This is a genomic window from Methanosarcina sp. (genome assembly GCF_035390745.1).
GTDB lineage: Archaea > Halobacteriota > Methanosarcinia > Methanosarcinales > Methanosarcinaceae > Methanosarcina.
On the sequence record NZ_DAOOUJ010000021.1, the window covers coordinates 1 to 23,220 of the forward strand.

General features: G+C 42.9%; 19 protein-coding genes and 2 tRNA genes. 18 read left to right on the forward strand and 3 right to left on the reverse strand.

The genetic code is table 11. The features are described 5' to 3' along the window. Positions 1–37: 37 nt before the first annotated feature. The 5 genes from PLL47_RS06885 to PLL47_RS06905 all read left to right on the forward strand — a co-directional run bounded on the left by PLL47_RS06885 (position 38) and on the right by PLL47_RS06905 (position 4,919). Positions 38–1,129, forward strand: a complete 1,092-nt coding sequence (locus tag PLL47_RS06885) for a hypothetical protein (RefSeq protein ID WP_324445454.1) — start codon at positions 38–40, stop codon at positions 1,127–1,129. A gap of 154 nt (positions 1,130–1,283) precedes the next feature. Beyond that, complete coding sequence (locus tag PLL47_RS06890; protein WP_324445455.1) at positions 1,284–2,273, forward strand: ADP-ribosylglycohydrolase family protein; 990 nt, start codon at positions 1,284–1,286, stop codon at positions 2,271–2,273. Positions 2,274–2,289: 16 nt separating this feature from the next. Continuing rightward, positions 2,290–2,727: a GIY-YIG nuclease family protein gene (locus tag PLL47_RS06895; protein ID WP_324445456.1), complete on the forward strand. Its 438-nt coding sequence runs from the start codon at positions 2,290–2,292 to the stop codon at positions 2,725–2,727. A gap of 175 nt (positions 2,728–2,902) precedes the next feature. After that, complete coding sequence (locus PLL47_RS06900) at positions 2,903–4,432, forward strand: MBL fold metallo-hydrolase (RefSeq protein WP_324445457.1); 1,530 nt, start codon at positions 2,903–2,905, stop codon at positions 4,430–4,432. A 157-nt stretch (positions 4,433–4,589) separates the two neighbouring features. Continuing rightward, positions 4,590–4,919 carry a hypothetical protein gene (locus PLL47_RS06905; protein WP_324445458.1) on the forward strand — a complete coding sequence of 110 codons (330 nt, stop codon included), beginning with the start codon at positions 4,590–4,592 and terminating at the stop codon, positions 4,917–4,919. Positions 4,920–5,088: 169 nt separating this feature from the next. Here the strand turns inward: PLL47_RS06905 and PLL47_RS06910 are convergent. After that, positions 5,089–5,173: transfer RNA gene (locus tag PLL47_RS06910), tRNA-Leu, on the reverse strand. 68 nt (positions 5,174–5,241) lie between these two features. After that, positions 5,242–5,313 (reverse strand) — tRNA-Gly (locus PLL47_RS06915). Positions 5,314–6,660: 1,347 nt separating this feature from the next. Between PLL47_RS06915 and PLL47_RS06920 the strand changes: the two genes are divergently transcribed. From PLL47_RS06920 to PLL47_RS06980, 13 genes are all read left to right on the forward strand, one after another. Further along, complete coding sequence (locus PLL47_RS06920; protein ID WP_324445459.1) at positions 6,661–7,548, forward strand: geranylfarnesyl diphosphate synthase; 888 nt, start codon at positions 6,661–6,663, stop codon at positions 7,546–7,548. A 131-nt stretch (positions 7,549–7,679) separates the two neighbouring features. Further along, complete coding sequence (locus PLL47_RS06925) at positions 7,680–8,861, forward strand: radical SAM/SPASM domain-containing protein (protein ID WP_324445460.1); 1,182 nt, start codon at positions 7,680–7,682, stop codon at positions 8,859–8,861. A 946-nt stretch (positions 8,862–9,807) separates the two neighbouring features. Beyond that, the gene (ahaH, locus tag PLL47_RS06930; RefSeq protein WP_324445461.1) at positions 9,808–10,137 is read left to right on the forward strand and encodes an ATP synthase archaeal subunit H; all 330 of its coding nucleotides are present in this window, start codon (positions 9,808–9,810) and stop codon (positions 10,135–10,137) included. After that, a complete protein-coding gene (locus PLL47_RS06935) occupies positions 10,130–12,079 on the forward strand; it encodes a V-type ATP synthase subunit I (RefSeq protein WP_324445462.1) in 1,950 nt (649 codons plus the stop codon). The genes ahaH and PLL47_RS06935 overlap by 8 nt, the downstream gene beginning before the upstream one ends. 4 nt (positions 12,080–12,083) lie before the next feature. After that, on the forward strand, positions 12,084–12,329 hold the full coding sequence (locus PLL47_RS06940; protein ID WP_324445463.1) for an ATP synthase subunit C-like protein: 246 nt from the start codon (positions 12,084–12,086) through the stop codon (positions 12,327–12,329). Between the two features lie 198 nt (positions 12,330–12,527). Then, positions 12,528–13,079 (forward strand): V-type ATP synthase subunit E, encoded by a 552-nt coding sequence (locus PLL47_RS06945; protein WP_324445464.1) that lies wholly within the window; start codon positions 12,528–12,530, stop codon positions 13,077–13,079. A 6-nt stretch (positions 13,080–13,085) separates the two neighbouring features. After that, a complete protein-coding gene (locus PLL47_RS06950) occupies positions 13,086–14,168 on the forward strand; it encodes a V-type ATP synthase subunit C (protein WP_324445465.1) in 1,083 nt (360 codons plus the stop codon). Next, a complete protein-coding gene (locus PLL47_RS06955; RefSeq protein ID WP_324445466.1) occupies positions 14,168–14,470 on the forward strand; it encodes a V-type ATP synthase subunit F in 303 nt (100 codons plus the stop codon). The genes PLL47_RS06950 and PLL47_RS06955 overlap by 1 nt, the downstream gene beginning before the upstream one ends. Then, entirely contained in the window at positions 14,461–16,197 is a 1,737-nt protein-coding gene (locus tag PLL47_RS06960) for an ATP synthase subunit A (RefSeq protein WP_324445467.1), read from the forward strand. Before PLL47_RS06955 ends, PLL47_RS06960 begins: the two co-directional genes overlap by 10 nt. Before the next feature lie 2 nt (positions 16,198–16,199). Then, a complete protein-coding gene (locus PLL47_RS06965) occupies positions 16,200–17,582 on the forward strand; it encodes an ATP synthase subunit B (protein WP_324445468.1) in 1,383 nt (460 codons plus the stop codon). Positions 17,583–17,587: 5 nt separating this feature from the next. Beyond that, on the forward strand, positions 17,588–18,214 hold the full coding sequence (locus tag PLL47_RS06970) for a V-type ATP synthase subunit D (RefSeq protein WP_324445486.1): 627 nt from the start codon (positions 17,588–17,590) through the stop codon (positions 18,212–18,214). A 467-nt stretch (positions 18,215–18,681) separates the two neighbouring features. Continuing rightward, positions 18,682–21,000, forward strand: a complete 2,319-nt coding sequence (gene hypF, locus PLL47_RS06975) for a carbamoyltransferase HypF (RefSeq protein WP_324445469.1) — start codon at positions 18,682–18,684, stop codon at positions 20,998–21,000. Positions 21,001–21,144: 144 nt separating this feature from the next. Further along, a complete protein-coding gene (locus tag PLL47_RS06980) occupies positions 21,145–21,600 on the forward strand; it encodes a DUF1699 family protein (RefSeq protein WP_324445487.1) in 456 nt (151 codons plus the stop codon). A 68-nt stretch (positions 21,601–21,668) separates the two neighbouring features. On the opposite strand, the gene PLL47_RS06985 is transcribed toward PLL47_RS06980, so the two are convergent. Continuing rightward, complete coding sequence (locus PLL47_RS06985; protein WP_324445470.1) at positions 21,669–23,186, reverse strand: coiled-coil domain-containing protein; 1,518 nt, start codon at positions 23,184–23,186, stop codon at positions 21,669–21,671. Positions 23,187–23,220: the final 34 nt, after the last annotated feature.

The following is a 23,220-nucleotide window of genomic DNA, read 5'->3' on the forward strand; positions in this document are numbered from 1 at the left end:
TAGCGCTTCAGTAATCTCAACATAAGGAGCAATATTTATGTTATCATTAAGATCCACAACTAGGACGTTGGATCCATCTTCTCAAGTAATAAGTATGAGGCATCTTGCACATAGGGTATCACTCCAACCACCCATCTCGGTACGATGTCTGAATGAAATGAGTTTATTGACTGGTTATGCTATATCAATAGATATTGATGCGGGTCTTATAGATATAGATAGTGGACTAGATCACACCTATGTGACAAGTAACAATCCTTGCAAATCCTGGCCCTGCTGGGGAAGGGGATCTGGCGGGAAAGAGATTTGCCGAGGATATGGCAAATACTCATTGGCAGATTATATCTCTCAACCAAATAGTCAGGCAGGTATTGAATATGGAGTTACTGGTGTATGCCACCAAACGGCAAATAGAATTTTATATCCTGCCAGGGTGATTGTTTCAAAGGCGAGAGGTTATGCAGCATCTAGTTACGTTTATGGGACATATGGGACCTCCTCCTTTGAATTCATAGAAAGTTCCAAAATCTGTGAATCATTATCTTGTGCATCAAAAAGTAGGGTCTCTACAGAATCCTCTGATTCGGATATGAGGGTATATTCAAATTCAATAGATGAACCGGAAAAGGCATATATTCAAAAAGTAGTGGACCTGTATACTGAACAGATGAAGATATTACCTGGCTTTAATTCTGCAACTATGAGTGAAGAAAGTTCTCCTCTTCAGGGAAGTAAAATTGGGTCTTTCAGTTCAACGATTAAGAATGAAGAAAGGTATTCTCTACTTGGGAAAGAGTTTGAACTGATGATAGAATTTTGTCTTGGTGATAATCTGGATCCTCAGATAACCAGTCAGGTTCTAAAACAACAACTTGTCTTTCTCAAGGAAAAAGGGAAAATGGATAATGAGTTTTATAGTGTCGACCTCAACATTGAGAAGTATGTTAAAGAAGTGAACGACCTTTTTGGAGATCTGTTAATAAGCCTTCCAGATATGCTGGGAAAAGATGAATTCGAAAAGATATTTGGTTTATCTCCATCAGAGAAAGACTTTGTACTTGTTGATCCAGATATTGCGGTCAAAGCTCATAAACAGATTTCAAGACAAAGTATACAGCCTTTAACGTAATCAAGCTACTGGCACTCCCTGCTCTAAGTAGCAGGGGTGTTCGTGCCACCGCTCCTAATTTCTTTAAAGTAGACAACAGCTCTAATTAATAAATATAATCTGTTTTTATTTTCACCTCTAAAGCGGGAATCAAGAAACCTATAGGATGTAATTTATGAGTAAGGAAAATACGCAAACTACTCAAAACCTCGAAAACAAGCTTCGAGGCTACCTTTTCGGCACCGCCTGTGCTGACGCTCTCGGGCGCCCTGTAGAACACCTGACTCTTGAGCTGATAAAGGAGAAATACGGAGAGCAGGGGATTCTTGAGGTTCCTCCTGATTCTTCCTGGACCGATGATACACAGCTAATGCTTGTGCTTGCCAGGGGGCTTCTGGATGGAGCAGAACTTAAACTTCCCGGGCTTATGGATAAAATTGCAGAGGAGCTTGTCCTCTGGCTGAATAAGCCTGACCTTGGGGCAGGAGCAACCACAAGAGGTGCAGCCCTGAATCTCAAGGATGGAGTTCACTGGAGCAGCTCAGGGCTGAGATCGAAAACGTGCGGAAGCCTCATGAGGGCTGGAATTCTTGGCTTCATTTTCCGAAACGACCCTGAAAAATTGATTGATGCCGCTTCACTTTCCGGCAGAATTACCCATACCCATCCGACTGCAGATGCTGCATCTGTTGCAGGAGCATACGCCTTGAAACTTGCTCTTGACGGGATAACTCCAGAAGATATGTTTCTGCCTCTTCTCAGGGTCACGGAAGGAATTTCTGAGGAGTTTACTGAAGCTCTCAAACATTCTTATGAGCTTGCTCACACTAATTTGAGTGATGAAGAAGCTCTCACGAAAATAGGACAGGGCTGGTATGCGGATGAGACTTTTGCTCTTGCTTATTTCTGCATCCTGCGGTACCCTGATAACTATAAAAAAGCAGTCCAGACCGCAGTGAATATAACAGGGGACTCGGATTCGGTAGGCAGTGTTGCAGGCGGGATTCTTGGAGCAAGGCTTGGAATCGAGGCCGTGCCGGTTTCCTGGGTTGAAGCCCTGAAGGAAAGGGAGGTGCTGGAAGAAATGGTATCACCTCTGATTGAAAAGTACCTTGAGGTTTCCGGAAACAAACGTCAGATTTCCGGAAATAGAGACAGGTCTTAAGAATAGAGGTCTTGAAATGGATTTTTCCGAAAGAGGGGTTTACTGTCTGGTGTTTAAAAACGCGGGCAGCGTGATAAATATTGGGAAAAAGGGCATGTTTTCGTTTCCTGAAGGATTTCATATTTATGTCGGCTCTGCTCTCGGTTCCGGTGGCATGAAAAGGGTCAAAAGGCATATTGAGTTTTCTTTAAAGAAGGATAGGAACCCAAGATGGCATGTGGATTATCTTCACCTTGACCCTTCATTCAGCCTGTCCGGGGCAGTCTGTGCGGGCACTTCTGACAGGCTTGAGTGTGAACTTGCACAGAGGCTGGGTGGAGATTCGGTTCCTGGGTTCGGGTGCACGGATTGTTCCTGCTCATCTCACCTTTTTTACAGGAAGAAAAATCCTCTCACGGAAATAAAAGAAGCTTTTAAATCACTTGGTTTATCCCCTGTCATACTGGAGTGCTAAGTTTTATTATATTATTATCAGTACTGAATTTTTTATTTTCTGGCATTTTTCTCTCCCATAGAAACAGGAAAGTTTAAAGTAAGGCAGTATTTTATCTAAATTAACCAAAAAACGGTTTTAGTATTTTATCTAAATCAACCAGAAAAACGGTTTTAACCTGATCAGAGGATGTTTCATGGAACAGTTCTCTTTTATCGCCTCTATGCCCGATAAGCCGGGAGCGCTTCACAGGGCAGCCGAAATTATCACTCGGTATAAAGGAAACATCAACCGGATCCAGTATGACCGGAGAATCGACAGGAATACCGTCTTTTTTGAGGTAGCAGCTTCTTCACAGGCTTATGAGAAAATTCGTGATGAGCTGGAAAGAATAGGTTACCTTCAGACTTCTCTGCATCCTGTAGCTTTTCTTAAATTCAATGTTTATCTTCCCAACTGCTCTGGAGCTTTATTCGATTTTCTTAACCACACAACATCCTCAGGTGCAAATATCACTTACCTTGATTTTGATGACCGGGGACAGCATCCCGAAAGGCTTGTCGTTAGCCTGAATATTGAAAACGCTGACCTTGTTGATACTCTCCTTAACCAGATAAAGTCAAAATACAGGCTTGAAATCGTTGAATACGATACAACAGGTGAAAAGCTCGATGATACGGTCTTTTATCTCCGCCTTGCCCAGAAATTGAGGCACTATCTCGGAAACGCAGAAGACGTTTTTTTGATGAAATTTTTGCATGACATCAATCATATTGCTCAGGAGCTCTCAAACCTGCGGAAAGATCCTGTCGAGGTTTTTGAGAACATCCTTAAAGTCGGGGAAACCCTGAGCAAGACTTCAGGAGAAGGGTTTTATGCCGATGTACAGAGGATCAGGGTAAAAGAAAATATTGAACTCTTCTGCTTCCAGCTTCCCTGTGGGGGAAATATCTATCTTTTTGATACTCCTGAAGAAAGGGTCATGATTGATACCGGTTACGGGATATACCAGCCGGATGTCGTGAATATGCTTCAGCACTACGGGCTTGGAGATCTGAGCCTGCTTAAAAGAATCTATATTACTCATGCAGATGCTGACCACTGCGGAGCAGCAGGTTGTTTTTCCGCCCCTTCTTACCTCAATCAGGAAACTCTGAAAATTACCCGGGAAACCAGCAGAGCTTACGGGTCTACCAATCAGGGCTGCATCCTGGAAGAAGTCTATACGAAAATGATTAACCTTTTCTCAAGGTTCACCCCTCCTTCAAATGTAATCCTTTTCCCGGATATTTCCGCTACTGATGACGAAACTGAAAAAAGGGGGGCTTTTCCTGTTGTTTCCCGGTTCAGGATAGGAGACCTTGAATTTGAGGCTCTTCTGGGTCTTGGGGGGCATATGCATGGAGAGATCTTTTATCTCTGCCCCGAAGAAGGTCTGCTCTTCCCTCAAGATGCGGTGATTAATTTCAAAAGTTTGAGTCCTGAGAGAACGGAATATAATATTCTGGCTGATTACCTCATGACCTCGGTAAATGTGGACAGCAGCCTTGCAAAAGAGGAACGAAACGCTCTTCTTTCCCTCATACAGAAACTCGATTCCGAACTTATTAAAAAAGGCAGAAGATGCCTTATCTGCTGCGGGCACGGTTCAATATCCGTACTTGAAAATGGGAAACTTGTTGAGCATTCCAATTCGGAGAGATACTGTGCAAGAAAAACTCTGTAAATATCCTAACACTAACACACTGCCTAAAATCAATAATAACCAGTGAGTTCATGGCAGGTATAGCTGGCAGCTTTTTTGGCTTCTTACATCTCTCATTTTTTAACACATTCATTAACTTCATAAACAATAAGATACAATAATAGATTGGGGGATTACTATGAATAAACTTATGGAAATAGTTGTTTATATCTTAGCCGTAATAGGACTTACCTGTGTTGTAAAACATATACATATCGCACATTGCAAAGAAGGATGCTGCTTGTGTAATTCATTAAAGACAAAAGCAGAAGGATCTAAATCAAAAACAGAAGGACTCAAAACAAAAACAGAAGAGCTTAAAACAAAAGCAGAAGAGCTTAAAACAAAAGTACACGTATTCAAAACAAAAGTACACGGATTTAAAATAAAAGAAGAAGAATTTAAACCAAAAGAAGAAAGCGAAAAAAGAATCGGTTCAAGGTATGGTTCTAATCCTGTCAGGTATTAATGAAAATACCTCAAATTTCTCTTTTTTTAATTTGTTTTTCCATATGATATAATTCTAAAAAATATACAAATGATATTCTGGGCATGACCGCTTTTGAAAAAGATGTTGTGCATAAATCTCGCAAAACAGAGTTGTGTTTTTTTGAGTTTTCTATTACCCTAAAAGAAAATGCGAGGGGTGCGATTCGAACGCACGAATTCCTACGAAAATGGGTCCTAAGCCCATCGCCTTTGACCTGGCTGGGCAACCCTCGCACGACTGTTGTCTTTATTGTGATAAAATGAGAAAAAAGATAATTTAAAACTAATTGAAAAAGGTTAAATGCGCCGACCGGGATTCGAACCCGGGTTTTGGGCTTGGAAGGCCCAAGTCATAGCCGCTAGACCATCAACGCAAACTGCAACACACTAGAGGTATTTGTCAGATATAATGTTTTCGCTTGAAACCACTGGTCTTTTTATATACCCTGGAATTTTTGTGGTTTTTCTCCTTTTTCCTTCTTTTGTTCAGTTGCCTGGAAAGTTTTTACCGGCGGGATCTTACTCGGAAAAAGTTCTTTCAAGCGCCTGCGCCCGGACTCCATCTTTCCAGCCAGAGTGATAAGTTTCCATTTTCCAGGATGTTTTCTCTGCTTTTTCATGTTCTATTATTTCGTTCACTGGATATTTTTACCCATTCTCACTATATACTTTTACTCTCCTGCTCCGGTTCGATTTTCAGGCACTAAAGTATGGATCTATTATTCTGAAGTTTGTGGATTTTCAGCCTAATTATCACAATGATTGTATATTTCGATTTTATTCAAAAGGTTTTATTTTATTGTTAACCACGCCTGCCGTAAAAATTGAACTTTTAATGCGAATATCCTGGAGTAAATTAATCTAAATATATCTTTAACTGCACAATATATTTTGTTCTGGCTATAAGTGGGCTTTCCAGCAAAATTCTCCATTTTTGCTACATTTTGAATGAAAAATGCTTACCCTCCATGTACCAACTTTGCAAAGATTGTCGTTTATAGCTGTTCAGGCTTTATACTTATACTGTAAAAACAATATTCTTCTCTTATGTGGGAAACTAATATTATTATTTTTAATGTTAAGGAGAAAACCTGATTTTCTTCTGTTTTTGCTCCGGGATCTTTTTTCTTGATTTCGAATATATACTCTTATATAGGGCTAGGCATAAGTTTCTCAAAACCAGCTTTCTTCCCTTGCGCCGCCTCAGCTCCAGACAAGGCAGGAGAGGCCGATAGTGAAAAAGAGTGATCCAGATAGAACCATTTATTCTGGAATTTGCAATAAGCTGGATGTTTATATTTGCGCCCTTCCTTTCGCACTCAAGACATATGCAGAGTTTAACAAAAGGTTAATGTAATGTTTGAGTTATACGGGGGTTTAACGTGAATAAAAAAGAAATCATTGCTTGCAGTTGCTTTTATTGCTGGTGTGTTCCTTATTAGATTATACGGAGCCGACTATTCGGAAGGATACATTGCGATATCTGAGCTTCTCTCTGATCCTCAGGGCTGCTCCTTGCAGAATTAAATTCCGGGAGTTGTAGAGGACGGGAGCCTTCAAAAAGCTCCTGGCGTGACATCATTCTATCTAACAGATAAAAACGATGAAAACCTTAAGATACATGTGAATTATGTAGGAAACCTCCCCTCAAGGAAAACAGGTGATCCTCAGCGAAAAAAGTTTTCCTAATCCACATTTGAGGCAAATAAAATAATTACAGGATGGCCGTCAAAGCACACGGAGTAATATTGATGAATATTGAAGAATGGGAAGAATACAGATATGTAGAAGCCGGAATTAAAGACTCAATTGCCCTGATAGAGGACTCCGGCTTAAAAAAAATGGTTGAGCATGTCTGTCATTCCGGAGGAAAAAGAATTCGACCAATTATCCTCCTTCTGGTCAGTGAGATCTGTTCCGGCTCATATTCCCGAAGCCTTAATGCAGCCCTTGCTGTTGAAATGATGCATTCGGCGTCCTTAATTCATGATGATCTTCTGGATCAGGGGCTCATAAGAAGGAACCTGCCTTCTGCTCCTGAAAAATTCGGTCCTTCCCGGGCCCTTCTCTGCGGAGATTATCTTATTGCAAAATCAATTGCTTTTATTTCTTCTTATGGGGAGAAAGTGGTTCGGGACTTTGGAAAGGCAGGTATGGACATGGCGGAAGGGGAAGTCCTTGACCTGAAGCTTGAAGATGGCAGCTTTGGAGAAAAAGATTATTTTAGATGCATATATAAAAAGACAGCTTCTCTATTCGCGATCAGTGCATCCATTGGGGCTTATACGGGTGGAGCTGATGAAGCGCTTGCCAAGCGTTTTAGCTTTTTCGGGAATTCCCTTGGGACAGCATACCAGATTGTTGATGATATACTTGAGTTTCTTGAGATTGTGGAGGGCAAGGAGTCCAAATTCACATCTGAAACCCTGCCGCACATCTACATGAAAAGCATGTCAAAGGAAGAAGCCCTGGCGAAGTCAATTGACTGTGTAAAAATGCACATCAGTGCCGCAAAAGAAACTCTCGGGACTTTCAGAGAATGCCCGGCAAGGGACAAGCTTTTCCAGATTACCGATTATATAACCATCGACATGCTTGAGAACCTCTGACACACTTTAACCTGTCCTGAAAAATGATTTATTTGGCCGAATTTCCGTGTATTTGATGTCAAAAATTATAGAATTCAGTTTCTTAATAACCCTAATTCCAGCTTTTGCCACTAACTTTATCAGGTGTATTCATGCGAGTATATGATAGTCCGGTGATTAAGGTAAATGCCAGTATGGAAAACGAAAAGATGGTGCTCGATGCAGAAGGCCCCCTTTCCCAGCTTGCAAAACCCTTTCTGAAACGTATAAACAATATCTTTGCGGAAGAAAAACCCATCTCAATAAACGAAGACGAGATTATATTTTCTACCTGGATTCCTCCTATTCCAGGTCCTGTTTTCAGCCGGGTCATAGGCGCTGAAATTGCAGCTATAAGGAAAAAACGTGTTCCTGATCAATTTACAATAGGGATTACTGCCCGATGCCCAAATAACTGTATCCACTGCGGAGCAGCCGGTATAAAGCCTGAAAAGGAATTAACGCTCGATGAAATCTGCAATGCTGTGGATCAGAGCCTTGACCTCGGGTCCTATCTGGTTGGCTTTGACGGCGGAGAGACAATGCTCAGAAACGATCTCGTTGAGATGGTTTCACGGGTAGACAAGACAAAAGCAATTGTTACATGTTTTACTTCTGGCTTCAAACTATCCGAAGAGCGGGCTGCTGCACTTAAAGCTGCAGGTCTTTACGCTGCGAGGATCAGTCTGGACAGCCCCTTCGAAGCTGAACATGACCGTTTCAGGGGCCGGAGCGGCGCATACAGAGATGCTATTGACGGAATTAAAAATGCGGATGCTGCGGGGATTCTCACTGATATGTTTGTTGTCGTTTCTCCGCATAATATAGATAACCTTGACGATTTCTATTCCCTTGCAGCCGATCTTAATATGAAGGAGATCTCAATCTATGAGATCATTGCAGTAGGGCGCTGGCTTGAACATGAGGATGAAGTAATAAGCAGCAGGGATGTATCCAGGCTTCAGGCGTTCCAGAAAGCCATGAACAGCAAACCTGAAGGTCCCAGGGTTACGGCTTTCCCCTATTTCATGGGTCCTGAGCTTTTCGGATGCTTTGCCGGCAGGCGCTGGATACATGTTGCCTCTGATGGAGAGGTTATGCCCTGTGCATATACGCCGCTCTCTTTTGGTAATATCTGCGAAGAGCCTCTGGAGACTATCTGGAAGCGTATGGGAAAGCACAGTGCTTACAAGAAAGATGATGCAGCTTACTGTATGATGCGAAATCCGGATTTCAGAAAGAAATACATTCATACTATCCCTAAAGGAGCCAGAATCCCTTACAGGATTGAGTAATATTCTTTTAAATACTTTTTAAAGGAATTTTACTTTCTTTTTCTTTTCCGTTTTCCACGATCCTTTCTATCTCGATTCTTTTCTTTTTTCTTTTTTCTTCCTCTTTATTCCGCAGTATTTTTTCTCTGTTTTTGAAACTGGATGTAAGATTTCGAGTTTAATTATTTTTTTATTTTCTTCATAAAATTTTGTTTAATATTCTCCTCCTCATTTTGAACTCCTTCTCCAAAAAATAGCTTTTTAACCCCGGGATTTTCAGGAGTATTCCTGTTTTAGGAGTTTTAAAGTCTGTTCCGGATTAAAAGACCTATTTAAAAAAAGACGCCTTTCTTCCTAAAATAATTCTTACATTTCTGCGAAAATAAGATTGTACTCCCAAGTTTTACATTACCAATTTAGTGGTATTGTACTATTCGTCACTCTTAATAATTTTGTTTTTTTCTTTTTTAAACTGGCTTTAAGTTCCTTACTTTAAATAATCAATACTGAATGTGTTTTTTGGATTCAGTACATTTTTTAATTTATTTTATAAAGTCTTACATCTCATCGGGGAATTCATATTTTATTTCAAAATGATCTTTAAATCATCTCCCGATTATTAGTTAAAAAAAGTTATTTTCATGAGTCCGTTCTTCTTTTATTCGGGAAGATTTTGTATTTTTTACCATTTAATTATATTCTACTGTTTCTATTTAACTATTTTTTACTGTTATATTTAATCTTTTGGATTTTAACCATATATGTTGTTATTTATATTTTTAAATTTCTTAAGAATTTCCTTCAAATTTAATATGTCATTAATAATCATTATAGTTATTCTTATCCTCTCCGACAAAACCGAAGCTGTTATATAGTTCTTTCACGAAGGATTTGTTAACTACCTCCATTGGAGTAGGGATTTTTAATTATTAATTTATATATTAAATTTTGAGAGACGGAGATTCACATGGCTAAAAATGAAATCTTATCCGAAATAAAAAAAGCGGAAGAGAGTGCTAAATCAATGGTTGATGAAGCCATTGAAGCGAAAAACAAGCGCATCTCCGACGCCAGGGCCGAAGCCAGGGAAATCCTGAAACAGGCCGAAATTGATGCACATAAAGCTGCACAAGACTCTTTTAAAGTAGGTGAAGAAAAGATCCTGGAGGAAAGAGATAAGATCGTCAACGATGGTGAAAAAAACGCATTAGCCATGTCCCAAAAAGCTCAAGCTAATATCGACAAATCCGTCAATTACCTAGTACAGGAGTTTGAGAGGGCGGTCCTTAATGAGTAGACCTAAAGAGATGACAAGGGCCGTTATTGTCGGGCATAAAAGCATTTTAAAAGAAACCATCGAAGCATTGCATGATATAAATCTCTTTCACATAGAAGATTTTGTCGAAGACGAGTCTGGTTTTAAGATCAGCAAGCCATTTAAAAACGCAGAAGAAGTCTCGAAAAAGCTTGTGAAGATCCGTTCCATCGCCAATTATTTGGGGATTGAAAGTAAAAAACCGGTAGTTCAGAAAACTGACTCGGTTCTGCGCGAACTTGATTCGAAGTTAAATGAACTGGACAGAGAAATTTCATCTAAAACGGAAACAATTTCCCAGCTTGAAAATGAATTAAAAGACCTGGATGTCCAGAAAAGGGAAATCCTGCCTTATCTGTCCATTAATCTTGACTTCGAATATTACCGTGGCTACGAAAGCATCAAGGTTTTCGCAGGCACTGTAAAAAGTAGCCTGGAAGAAAGTCAGATTTCGAGCATCACCAGAGCTTACGAACTGTATTATGACCCTCAATCAAAGGCTGTTGTACTGTTTGTAGCTATAAATGATGCCGACAAAGCTTACGAATTACTTCAGGGTCTTGGATTCAAAGAACTTAGAGTTCCGGAAAGAGGTGGTGTCCCAAGCGAGCTGTTAAGGTTCATTGAACAGAAAGAAGCCGAAGTCACCAGAAGGATCGAATCCTTAAAAGGTGAGATCGAGTCCTTGAAAGCCAGGTACGCCGATTTCATCCTTGCCAGCGACGAGGTTCTGAGTATCGAGAGTCAGAAAGCAGAACTGCCTCTTAGAATAGCTACATCTGCAAACGCATTCATAATCGACGGGTGGACCCCCACCGAGGATTTTGATAAGGTTGTAAGTGCAGTTAACAGTGCCACTAACGGCAGGGCATATGTTACCAGCCTCGAAATTCATCACGAGGAAGAAGAACATGCCCCTGTTGAATACAACAACTCAAAAGTTGTGGCACCGATGCAGGAAATTATGGATCTGTATTCCAGACCCAGGTACACTGAACTCGATCCATCCTCAGCGATTTTCATTACCTTCCCGCTGATTTATGGAATGATTCTCGGAGACATCGGATATGCATTAATACTATTGGCAATGGCTCTGGCTATCAAAACATTGGTAAAGTCAGATGCAGTGAAGCCTCTTATGAATATTCTAATCTATTGTCAGATATGGTCAATTATTTTTGGAGTTCTTTATGGTGAGTTCCTTGGATTCTCGCTTGCGAGTTCGCATACCGTACACGGTGTAACGCCAGGCTTGATTCCAGGTTGGGAAACGATTACTCTCTTTGAAAGTATCGGAGGCGAGGAATTTACTTTCCCGATTCACAGGTCTCACATGGTAATGACTATGATTGCAATAAGTGTCTTGGTAGGACTGATTCATCTAAACCTTGGTTTCCTGTTCGGCTTTTCAAATATCGCCAGCCACCACGGGATGAAACACGCGGTCCTCGAAAAAGGCAGTTGGATCATTATCGAACTCGGTGTGCTCGTTGCAGTTCTCGGCTATTCTGGCGGCATTTCAGCGCTCACCTATGCAGGTGCTCTTGTTCTCGTTCTCGGAGTTGTGATGCTCACCATGGGTGAAGGTATCAAAGGTCCGATCGAGTTGCCATCTCTTATGGGTAACGCACTTTCATATGCCCGTATTATCGCAGTCGGTCTGTCTTCGATTTACATCGCAGGTACGGTAAATGATATTGCTTTCAAAATGATTTGGCCTGATCACTCACAGATCGGCGGAGCAGCAATAGCTGCAATTATCGTATTTATACTCGGACATGGTCTTAACACTATTCTGAGTATCATCGCTCCCGGACTGCACGCACTCAGGTTGCAGTATGTAGAATTCTTTGGTAAATTCTATGAAGGCGGGGGCAGAAAATTCAACCCATTCGGATATATAAGAAAATACACGGAGGAATAAAAACATGGTAGGAGAAGAATCAGCAGGTCTCTTTCTGGACGCAGCAGGAATGAAAGCACTCGGTGCAGCAATCGCAATCGCAGTAACTGGTCTTGCATCTGCAATAGCTGAAAAGGATATCGGTACAGCAGCAATCGGCGCAATGGCAGAAAACGAAGGATTATTCGGTAAGGGTCTGATCCTTACTGTCATTCCAGAAACCATTGTTATCTTCGGTCTCGTCGTTGCATTGCTCATCAATTCTGCTTAAATTTAAGAGCTATTGCTCTTAAATTTCTTAGAGCATTGCTTTAAGTTTGCCTGGGACTTTTTTTCTTACCAGACAGACCTGAAGCGTTTATAATGCTCTAAGTTCCCCCTTAGGTATCGTTGCACTCTAAGCAGCTTAGAGTATTTACTCTAGGCTTTAGAGCACTTTTTTGCTCTAAATTTATTTGGAGGTGTAAGCATGGGACTAGAGATCGTTGTAAAAGACATCCAAGAGGGTGCAAGAGCTGAGGTTTCCCGTATAAAAGCCGAAGGCGATGCAAAGGCCTCCGAGATATTAAATGAAGCTAAAGAAATGCAGAAGAAAATGCTCGGAGACAGCCTTGCCAAGGCGGAAGAGGACCTCCAAAGTCTGCACCAGCAGGTCATATCAAGTGCAAACCTGGAAGTGAAAAGAATTACGCTCAACAAGCGTAAGGAACTTCTAGATACAGTTTATAACCAGACAGTTGAAAAAATTAAGTCAATGCCGGCATCCAAAAAAGAAGAGCTGTTGAAAACTATTCTCAGCAAGCACGAAGCTAGCGGTGCTAGAGTTTATTCTTCTAAGGAGTCCGAAGAGACTGTCAAGAAGTTAACCTCTCTATCTTACGCTGGCAATATAGATTCCATTGGCGGAGTTGTTCTGGAAAACGAGGACGGGACAGTCAGGTTAGATTTCACATACGATTCAATCCTGAAAAGCGTATATGAACGTTCTTTGAAGCAGATATCTGATATATTATACGGGTGATGTTCGATGCGGCTTTTGGAGAATCTCTGGGGGAAAAAGCCCTCACGAAAATCCGATAAAAAGAAAAAAGGCAGTTCTAACTATGCTTATGCCGTAACCCGTGTCCGCGCGATGAAAAGTAAGTTACTCCCTAAAGAATCGTATCCCCGGCTTCTTAATATGGGGATTGATGAAATTACCCGCTTTATCCAAGAGTCTGAATACAAAAACGATGTTGACGAACTGGCAATGAAATACAGTGGTGGCGATCTGGCAGAACACGCATTGAACAGGAATCTTGCGCTCACCTATGATAAGTTGGTAAGAATAACCTCTGGAGAACTGAATTACCTGATTGTCGCATATCTGAAAAGATATGACATCTGGAACATAAAGACACTTCTCCGTGGTAAAATCTACAACGCGTCTGTTGAAGATATCCTGGAATCTCTGATTGCTGCCGGGGAGTTTACTTACACTTCTATGTCAGAACTTGCAGCCAAGGCCACATACCAGGAAGTCGTTGAGGCCCTGAAATATACTGAATACTACCCCCTGCTGCAGAAGTTTGACGGAACTAACCTAGCATACATAGAAAACGAACTTGACAAGATATATTATACAGGCTTGTTTGAAGCAATCGGAAAACCAAGATCTAAGGACCGCAAGCTCTTTACTAAAGTTGTCAGATTGGAAGTAGACGTCAAGAATCTAATTAACCTCTTCAGGCTGAAAAAAGCAGGCGTTACTCAGCCGGATGAAATCATGCCCCTCATGATTGAAGGTGGTCTTGAGTTAAAGACCGAGAAACTGGCGGCTCTACCATATGACGAATTTGTCAATGAGCTTCAAAGAACTCAATACTGGGATGCAATCTCAGGTGTTATAGGTCCGGATATGTCTTCTCTGACTACTCTTGAAAGCAGGCTCACAAGATATTATCTTGAATCTTCAACCATTCTTTCGCATGTATCTCCGATCACAGTTGTGCCTATTCTGGACTATATCATTCATAAAAATAATGAGGCTACCAATCTCCGGATCATTTTCAGGGGCAAAGAGACTGGCCTCAGTGATGAGTTAATCAAAGACCAGTTGGTGATTATCTAATGGAATTAGCAGTGATCGGAAAGAGCGAATTTGTTACGGGATTCAGGCTGGCTGGTATAAGTAAAGTTTATGAAACCGCTGATATCAAGGCTACTGAGTCGGCTGTAAGATCTGTGCTTGAAGATAGAAGTGTTGGGATTCTTGTAATGCATAATGATGACATTAGTAATCTGCCGGAAATTCTAAGGAAGAACTTAAACGAGTCTGTCCAGCCTACAGTAGTAGCGCTAGGAGGCAGCGGAGCAGGCTCGAATTTAAGAGACAAAATAAAACAAGCGGTAGGTGTTGATCTGTGGAAGTAAAAGGTGAAATTTATCGTGTGGCTGGGCCTGTCGTCACCGCTATCGGCTTGGATGCAAAGATGTATGACCTTTGCAAAGTCGGTAACGAAGGGCTGATGGGTGAAGTCATCCAGATAGTAGGTGGCAAGACCATCATTCAGGTTTATGAAGAGACAGGAGGCGTCAAACCTGGAGAACCCTGTGTAACTACAGGTATGTCCCTGGCAGTAGAGCTTGGTCCAGGTCTTCTTTCCAGTATTTATGATGGGGTTCAGAGGCCACTGCACGTCCTGCTTGAAAGGACGGGCGGTTTCATTGGTAGAGGTGTCACTGCAGATGGTCTTGACCACAAAAAACTCTGGGAGTTTAAGCCCGTTGTCAAAAAAGGCGACCATGTAAATGGCGGAGATGTTATCGGTGTTGTACAGGAAACTGTGAACATTGAACACAAAATTATGGTGCCTCCTGATATTTCAGGGACAGTTGCCGATATAAAGAGCGGAAGCTTCACTGTTATAGATACCATCTGTACCCTCACTGACGGAACCGAACTGCAAATGATGCAGAGATGGCCAGTCAGGAAACCAAGGCCTGTAAAGAAGAAACTTACCCCCACCAGACCTCTGGTTACAGGGCAGAGAATCCTCGATGGGCTTTTCCCTGTCGCAAAGGGAGGTACTGCTGCAATTCCAGGACCTTTCGGGTCGGGTAAAACCGTTACACAACAGCAGCTTTCAAAGTGGAGTGATACCGAGATTGTGGTCTACATCGGCTGTGGTGAGCGTGGAAACGAGATGGCAGATGTTCTGTGGGAGTTCCCCGAACTTGAAGACCCGCAGACCGGAAGGCCACTTATGGAGCGTACCATCCTTGTCGCTAACACTTCAAACATGCCTGTGGCTGCTAGAGAAGCATCTGTATACACAGGAATGACACTTGCAGAGTACTACCGTGACATGGGATATGACGTTTCCCTGATGGCAGACTCCACCTCAAGATGGGCAGAAGCCATGAGAGAAATCTCCTCCCGTCTTGAAGAAATGCCTGGTGAAGAAGGTTATCCTGCATACCTGTCTGCAAGGCTGGCAGAATTCTACGAGCGTGCAGGTGTTGCCGAGACTCTCTGTGGTGAGGAAGGCTCAATTACTGCCATTGGTGCGGTATCTCCTCCCGGCGGTGACTTCTCCGAACCGGTTACTCAGAACACTCTGCGTATCGTGAAGGTATTCTGGGCTCTGGATGCAAAGTTATCCCAGAGGCGTCACTTCCCTGCAATCAACTGGCTGAACAGCTACAGTCTGTATAAGGAAAGCCTTAATGACTGGTTTACCGAGAACGTGGCTCCTGACTACGTCCCAATGAGGGAAAGGGCAATGGATATGCTGCAGACAGAATCCGAACTTCAGGAAATCGTGCAGCTAGTCGGTTCCGATGCTCTGCCGGAAGAACAGCAGCTTCTGCTTGAAATCACCCGTATGATAAGGGAAATCTTCCTGCAGCAGAATGCATTCCACCCGATAGACACCTACAGCCCGTTCACAAAACAGTACAAGATCATGAAGGCCATCATGAAATGGGGAGACGCTGCAATGGATGCCCTTAAATCAGGTATACCTGCTTCGGAAATTATCAAGATGCAGTCGAAGAACGATCTTCCCAAAGTCAAGTTCGAAGAGGACTTCGATGGCTCTCTGAATGCTGTCCTTTCAAAGATGGATAAGGAGTTTGCAGCTCTGGGAGGTAAGTAAGCATGGCAAAAGAGTACAAGACGATCAGTCAGATTGCAGGGCCTCTTATCTTTGTCGAGAAAACAGAGCCTGTAGGTTATAACGAAATCGTTAACATTAAAATGCCTGATGGAACTGTTCGCAGAGGTCAGGTGCTGGACTCTTCCGCTGACATTGTGGTTGTCCAGGTTTTCGAAGGTACGGGTGGGCTTGACAAGGACTGCGGTGTAATATTCACCGGCGAAACCCTGAAGCTTCCCGCATCTATCGACCTTCTCGGCAGGATCCTGTCCGGTTCCGGAGACCCGAGAGACGGTGGACCCAGGATTGTGCCCGACCAGTTGCTGGATATCAACGGAGCAGCAATGAACCCTTACGCAAGGCTGCCTCCGAAAGACTTTATCCAGACAGGTATCTCTACAATCGACGGGACAAACACCCTGGTTCGTGGGCAGAAACTGCCTATTTTCTCAGCATCAGGTCTCCCGCACAATGAAATTGCCCTGCAGATTGCAAGGCAGGCTTCTGTGCCCGGTTCCGAATCTGCTTTCGCAGTAGTTTTCGCAGCAATGGGTATCACCAATGAAGAAGCTCAGTATTTCATGAGTGACTTTGAAAAGACAGGTGCTCTCGAAAGGGCAGTTGTGTTCCTCAACCTTGCAGACGACCCTGCTGTCGAACGTATAGTTACTCCGCGTATGGCTCTTACAGCAGCCGAGTATCTGGCATATGAGCACGGCATGCACGTTCTTGTCATTCTGACTGACATTACAAACTATGCAGAAGCTCTCCGTCAGATGGGTGCTGCCCGTAACGAAGTGCCTGGCCGCCGTGGTTATCCTGGTTACATGTACACTGACCTTGCAACCCTCTATGAGCGTGCAGGTATTGTCAAGGGCGCCAAGGGATCTGTTACTCAGATTCCGATTCTTTCGATGCCTGGTGACGACATCACCCACCCGATTCCAGACCTTTCCGGTTATATTACCGAAGGCCAGATCGTGGTTGCCAGAGAACTGCACAGAAAGGGTATTTACCCGCCAATTAATGTGCTGCCGTCCCTGTCAAGGCTGATGAACTCAGGTATTGGAGCCGGCAAGACAAGAGAAGACCACAAGGCGGTTTCTGACCAGATGTATGCAGGTTATGCAGAAGGGCGTGACCTGAGAGGTCTGGTGGCAATCGTCGGTAAGGAAGCTCTGTCCGAAAGAGACACCAAGTTCCTCGAGTTTGCTGACCTGTTTGAGGATAAGTTTGTCCGCCAGGGCAGAAACGAAAACAGGACAATCGAGGATACTCTGGAAATCGGATGGCAGATTCTCACTCACCTTCCTGAGAACCAGTTGGGTAGGATTGACAACAAATATATCCAGAAATATCACCCGGCACACAGAAAGGCTAAGTGATTGCCATGGCTCAGCAGGACGTAAAACCAACTCGTTCGGAGTTAATTAATCTCAAGAAAAAGATCAAGCTCTCTGAAAGCGGGCACAAGCTCCTGAAGATGAAAAGAGACGGTCTGATTCTTGAGTTCTTCAAGATCCTTAACGAAGCAAGGAACGTCAGAACCGAGCTGGATGCTGCCTTCGCAAAAAGTACTGAAAAAATCAATCTTGCCTCTGCTGTTAATGGGATGGTTGCAGTCAAGTCAACCGCCTTTACAGCAAAGGAGTCTCCTGAAATCCAGCTTTCAGGGCACAACATCATGGGTGTTGTGGTGCCAAAGATCAGCTCTACAGGTGTCCGCAAGTCCCTCTACGAGAGGGGCTACGGTATTATCGGGACAAACTCGTATATCGATGAGACTGCTGATGCCTATGAGGACCTTGTAGAAAAGATCATCACTGCAGCAGAGCTTGAGACTACAATGAAAAGGCTCCTTGATGAAATCGAGAAGACCAAGAGGCGTGTTAACGCTCTCGAATTCAAGGTCATTCCCGAACTCATTGCGACCATGAAGTACATCCGTTTCATGCTTGAAGAAATGGAAAGGGAAAACACCTTCAGGCTGAAGAGAGTCAAGGCAAGAATGAAATAAGAGATTAAGTTTGATTTGAACATGGCAGAATGTGACGATCGACCTAATCTGGTTGAAAGAGCAATAATGAAGTTGGGTGAACCCCAAAACCAGGCCCGCCTGTTACAGGTGGCCTGGAGAATTTCCCTTTTAATGATGGTCATGGGGTTCATCATTATGCTAAGGACAATTTCAGAATATATGTGACCTGAATTTCAGGGTAATTCTATCCTGAATCAAGTCACAGATTTTGCTTTTGTTTGAATTGTATCAGCTTAGCGCAGGTCAGGTTGTCTATTTTTTTCTCCATTTACTCTGTATCATGGATTGGGACTTGACATTTTCTATGCCTGCAATCTGCAGTTCAAATTTTACTTATTAGTGATATTCTGTAATGATATCCTTCTGAAATCTACTGAATGATATCCTTCTGAATACTTTTATTATTTAGAAAGCTATTTTAACGACAAACGGCAATCTTTGCTTGTATGCAAAACGAGGCAAGGCTTCTCCATATTACCGGCACTGTACAGGGTGTAGGATTTCGCCCTTTTATATATCAGATTGCAAAAGCGAATGGGCTTTCTGGATACGTTAAAAATCTGGGAAACTATGTGGAAATTCTTATAGAAGGGGATCGGAAAAGCCTTGATAATTTTATTAAAGAACTTCCGGAAAAAAAGCCTCCTCTTGCTAAAGTTACGGAAATCAAAACAAAAAATGTCCCTTTTTCAGGATATTCCAAATTTATTATCGTTCCCAGTGAATCCGGAGTTTTTGAAAATTCTATAATACCTCCTGATACGGCTATTTGCGAGCAGTGCAGGGCTGAGATTTTTGATCCTTCTTCAAGGTATTACCATTATCCTTTTACAGTATGCACAAATTGCGGGCCTAGATATACGACAGTCCGAACCCTTCCTTATGACCGGGAAAATACCACTATGGCAGATTTTCCTCTTTGCCCCGAGTGTGAAAAAGAGTATACTGACCCTCTTAATCGAAGATACCATGCACAGCCTGTCTGCTGTCCCAGATGCGGGCCAGAGATCTGGCTTTCTGATCCTGAAGGAAATGTACTGGCAAAAGGATATGAAGCAATTACCCGGGCATCGGATCTTCTTCAGCAGGGCTCAATTCTTGCTGTAAAAGGATTTGGGGGTTTCCATATTGCCTGTAATGCACGGAAGGAAGAGCCTGTAAATGAGCTCAGAAACCGGTTAAGGCGCCCGGAACAACCTTTTGCGGTCATGGCAAAAAATGCCGGTATTGTGGAGTCTTTTGCAGAACTCGAAGATGGAGGTGGAGAGTACCTTACATCCTATCGCCGCCCCATTACTGTGCTTCCCAGGTCAAAGGAGTTCTCCCTGGCGGAATCTGTTGCCCCCAACCTTCACAATATAGGAGTCATGCTTCCCTATACAGGCACACAGAATCTGCTTTTTGACCGTGTACCTGATGCTGTATATGTTATGACCTCTGCAAACCTTCCGGGAAGGCCCATGGTTGTCGACAACAAGGAGGCGCTTGAAAAACTTAAAGGAATTGTCGATTTTTACCTGCTGCACAACAGGGTTATTGCAAACCGGAACGACGATACGGTTATCCGGATCGTGAACGGACGAGCGGCCTTTATCAGGCGTTCACGTGGTTTTGTGCCTGAACCCATAGATCTGCCTTTCGAAATCAAAGCTTCAATAGGGGTAGGGGCTGAAATGAATTCCACGGTGACTGTGGCAAAAGGAAAGCTTGCCTATATTTCTCAGTATATAGGAAATACCAGTCACGTAGAAACCTTCAGGTACCACTCCGAAGTTGTCAGGCACCTTATCAGGCTTACCGGAATCGATCCTCTTTACTGGGGCTGTGACCTGCACCCTGCATTTAACACTACCCGTTTCGCGCTGAAGATGGGGAGAGAGGATACGCTTCAGGTCCAGCATCATTACGCCCACATGCTGGCACTTATGGCTGACAATTCCCTGCCTCTGGATTCCAGAATTCTCGGAATCGCTCTTGACGGAGTCGGATACGGCAGTGATGGCACAGTCTGGGGAGGGGAACTCTTTGAGTCCTCTTACTTCGGATTTGAGCGTGCCGGGCATTTACTTCCTCAGCCAATGCCCGGGGGAGACCTTGCCTCGAAGGTGCCTTCAAGGATGGTTCTGGGGATCCTTTCCGGGGGACTTGGAAGAACAGAACTTGAAAAACTTCCCCTTACTTTTCCGAAAGGAGCTGCGGAGTTTTCAACTGTAATGAAACAGCTTGAAACGGGTGTAAATGTTGTACGAAGCAGCAGTACAGGAAGAGTACTGGATGCAGCGGCTGCCTTGCTTGGGATATGCGCGGTAAGGACCTATGACGGGGAGCCGTCAATGAAACTTGAAGCTGCCGCAAGGGCGAGCACCCATATGGTTGATCTGCCTGTGGTTTTTAAGAAAGACAGGGATTCCGGAGTTCCTGTGCTTGATACCACCGAGCTTCTTATGGGGGTATATGAACTTTCCGGAAAGTATTCCCCTTCAAATCTTGCTTTTGCGGTTGAGGAAAGCCTTGCAACAGGGATTTCAGAACTTGCCGCGTCTCTTGCTGCAAAAAGGGGATTTGAAAAGATAGGCCTGAGTGGAGGGGTCGCCTACAATGATCACATCACTTCGTGCATCGCAGGAACTGTAAAGGAGGCAGGTTTTGAATTCCTGAGCCACCGCCAGGTCCCCTGCGGGGATGGGTGTATTTCCTTTGGGCAGGCTGTAGCAGCCGGCTTAGAGAAGATTCAAAGGGAACTCAATGATGAAGGGACTATTTAAGTCCGGAGGACAGAAATCAACATTCGCCGCTTTTGACGGTTCTTATCTGGAACTTACTCATTCAACATACTGAAATTTAATCCGAAAAACTGAAATACAAAATTAAATAAATGATCCATGCTTACATTAGAGTGGGAGCATAAAATGGGGCTAGGTAGTATACGAATTAGAGTGGTAACCAGCAGGGATGAAATCTCTAGCCTTGAACACGAGGAAAGGGCAGTGCATCTCGCTTTTCGGCCCTCGGATAAGGATCTCTTCAGTCTTGTCAAGACATGCCCTAAAATTGAAATCCTTCAGCTTCCGGCATCGTCCTATGACGGGCTATCAAAATTTATAAAGATGTACCTTACTTCTTCAGGCATTCATCTCGTGAAAGGGGATGTCAGCGGGCACTGGCATGACCTTAATAATTATTTTGTAATTCCTTCTTATGTACTTGAAAAAATAAAGGAACTTGAGGTCCAGGGGAGGACTGAGGAAGAGATTATCGGTGAGATAACAAGTCTCAGGAAAATCAGCCCTGATATGATCCTCCATCTGCTTCACAGTTCTTTCCTTTCAACTGGCCCTGAAAGTCCGGGCATGAATAAAGTTTAAAAAGGTTTTGAATTCGATAAGTTTAAACAGATTTTTAGTTTAATTAATATCAGCAGTTTTATATCCGCTTACAGGCGTTTCCACCATTTCTTTGAGGCTTTTTGCTCTTCTATCTGCTTTAATCCTTCAGCTGAAAATCTCTGCTGCATCCTGTGCTTTCTGTTTTCCTCGTTGAGCCTGGAAACCTCTTCTTCTTTGCTTACAATCGTTCTTTTGAGTTGTTTTATCAGCTCGTCTTTTTCCCTGAGCTCTTCTGCAAGTTTTTCTTCGCCCCTGTATTCTGAGAGCTGCTTTTCAAGCTTTCTTAATTTTTCTCCGCTTGCGGCGAGCATGGCTTCCAGAGTATTTATTGTTCTTTCCTTGCCTGTGAACTTTTCCTCAATTTTCTTTATTTCCCCGCTCTTTGCAATAACATCTTCTGCAAGAGTCTTAAGGTCCCTGTCCTTCACTGAAATGCTTTCTTCAAGGTTTTTTATGGCTTTTTCTTTTTCAAGGATCTTTTCTTGAAGACTCTTTATTTCTTCGGTTTTTGCTTTGAGAGCCCTCTCCAGATTATTCTTCTCACGTCCATTTTCATTAATTCTGGACTCGAGTTTAACGGTAGCAGCGTCCTTTTCTGCAAGGCTTTCAAGCAATTCCTGAATTTTTGACTCTTTTTCCTGAATTCCTTTTTCATAAACGCTTATAGTTTCTTCTCTTTCATTCAATCGGGTTTTAAGTTCTTCAAGAATACTGCCATTCTGGGTAATTCTGCTTTCGAGTCCTTTAATTGCTTCATCTTTTTGAGTAAGCTGTTCTTCAAGCCCCTTTATAGCTTCATCTCTTTTAGCAAGGCAATCCTCAAGGTTTTTTATACTTTCTTCCGAATCCGACAGGTATTTTTCAAGAGTGCTTATTCTTCCGGTTTTTTCCTCAAGTTCTTCCCTTAAAACTCCAATTTCCCGGTCTCTGCCTGTAAACAGTTCCTCAACTTCTCTAACTTTCCGCAGGCTTTCTGAAAGTTCTGTTTCCAGCCGTTTTAACTCGGAATTCTTCTTTTCAAGCTGAATATTAAGGGAATTTATATCTTCTTCTTTTTCTTTAATTTCCTTTCCTGCTGGAATGAGAGAAGAACCTATTTTAGAGGCTTCTGTTTCAGGAATGTCTTCTTCTGATTTTAATGTTTGAGGCTCTTTTATTTCTGAAAGAAGGCGGAGATGTCCTCTTGTGTTTTCACAGATTTCAGCCCAGGCGAGAATTGCGGCTAATGGTGTAACCCTCTTAAATACGGTGTCTCCTGTCTTGCAGCCGAAGACTTCACTGGCAATATAACCTTCCACGGTATTCAGGTCAAGGTTTGGATCTCCCAGCCTGGAATTTGTTGCATTTCCTTTTTTTGCCTTCCCATCTTTTTTTTGCAGAAAGTTAACGGTTTCAGAGAATGTTTTCCATGGGAGAAACGGCTGGCTTTTCAGGTTATCAACATAGATTCCGTCTTTTTCGGCTCTGGCTTCGAAGGATTGTTTTCCGCTCATAAGTGGAATCTTTGCTGGATTTCCTTTTTTATCGAACTGACCTTTGATTTTTGCAACAACAGGGTCTTCCATGCATGGGCCTCTTTAAAGTAGTATCTGAAGTATA

Coding starts and splice junctions, on each gene's coding strand:
- PLL47_RS06980 (WP_324445487.1), top strand. CDS start 21,145: ATGGGGCTAGGTAGTATACGAATTAGAGTGGTAACCAGCAGGGATGAA.
- PLL47_RS06885 (WP_324445454.1), top strand. CDS start 38: ATGTTATCATTAAGATCCACAACTAGGACGTTGGATCCATCTTCTCAA.
- PLL47_RS06925 (WP_324445460.1), top strand. CDS start 7,680: ATGCGAGTATATGATAGTCCGGTGATTAAGGTAAATGCCAGTATGGAA.
- PLL47_RS06955 (WP_324445466.1), top strand. CDS start 14,168: ATGGAATTAGCAGTGATCGGAAAGAGCGAATTTGTTACGGGATTCAGG.
- PLL47_RS06935 (WP_324445462.1), top strand. CDS start 10,130: ATGAGTAGACCTAAAGAGATGACAAGGGCCGTTATTGTCGGGCATAAA.
- PLL47_RS06900 (WP_324445457.1), top strand. CDS start 2,903: ATGGAACAGTTCTCTTTTATCGCCTCTATGCCCGATAAGCCGGGAGCG.
- PLL47_RS06985 (WP_324445470.1), bottom strand. CDS start 23,186: ATGGAAGACCCTGTTGTTGCAAAAATCAAAGGTCAGTTCGATAAAAAA.
- PLL47_RS06905 (WP_324445458.1), top strand. CDS start 4,590: ATGAATAAACTTATGGAAATAGTTGTTTATATCTTAGCCGTAATAGGA.
- PLL47_RS06950 (WP_324445465.1), top strand. CDS start 13,086: ATGCGGCTTTTGGAGAATCTCTGGGGGAAAAAGCCCTCACGAAAATCC.
- PLL47_RS06920 (WP_324445459.1), top strand. CDS start 6,661: ATGGCCGTCAAAGCACACGGAGTAATATTGATGAATATTGAAGAATGG.
- PLL47_RS06895 (WP_324445456.1), top strand. CDS start 2,290: ATGGATTTTTCCGAAAGAGGGGTTTACTGTCTGGTGTTTAAAAACGCG.
- PLL47_RS06965 (WP_324445468.1), top strand. CDS start 16,200: ATGGCAAAAGAGTACAAGACGATCAGTCAGATTGCAGGGCCTCTTATC.
- hypF (WP_324445469.1), top strand. CDS start 18,682: ATGCAAAACGAGGCAAGGCTTCTCCATATTACCGGCACTGTACAGGGT.
- ahaH (WP_324445461.1), top strand. CDS start 9,808: ATGGCTAAAAATGAAATCTTATCCGAAATAAAAAAAGCGGAAGAGAGT.
- PLL47_RS06890 (WP_324445455.1), top strand. CDS start 1,284: ATGAGTAAGGAAAATACGCAAACTACTCAAAACCTCGAAAACAAGCTT.
- PLL47_RS06940 (WP_324445463.1), top strand. CDS start 12,084: ATGGTAGGAGAAGAATCAGCAGGTCTCTTTCTGGACGCAGCAGGAATG.
- PLL47_RS06970 (WP_324445486.1), top strand. CDS start 17,588: ATGGCTCAGCAGGACGTAAAACCAACTCGTTCGGAGTTAATTAATCTC.
- PLL47_RS06945 (WP_324445464.1), top strand. CDS start 12,528: ATGGGACTAGAGATCGTTGTAAAAGACATCCAAGAGGGTGCAAGAGCT.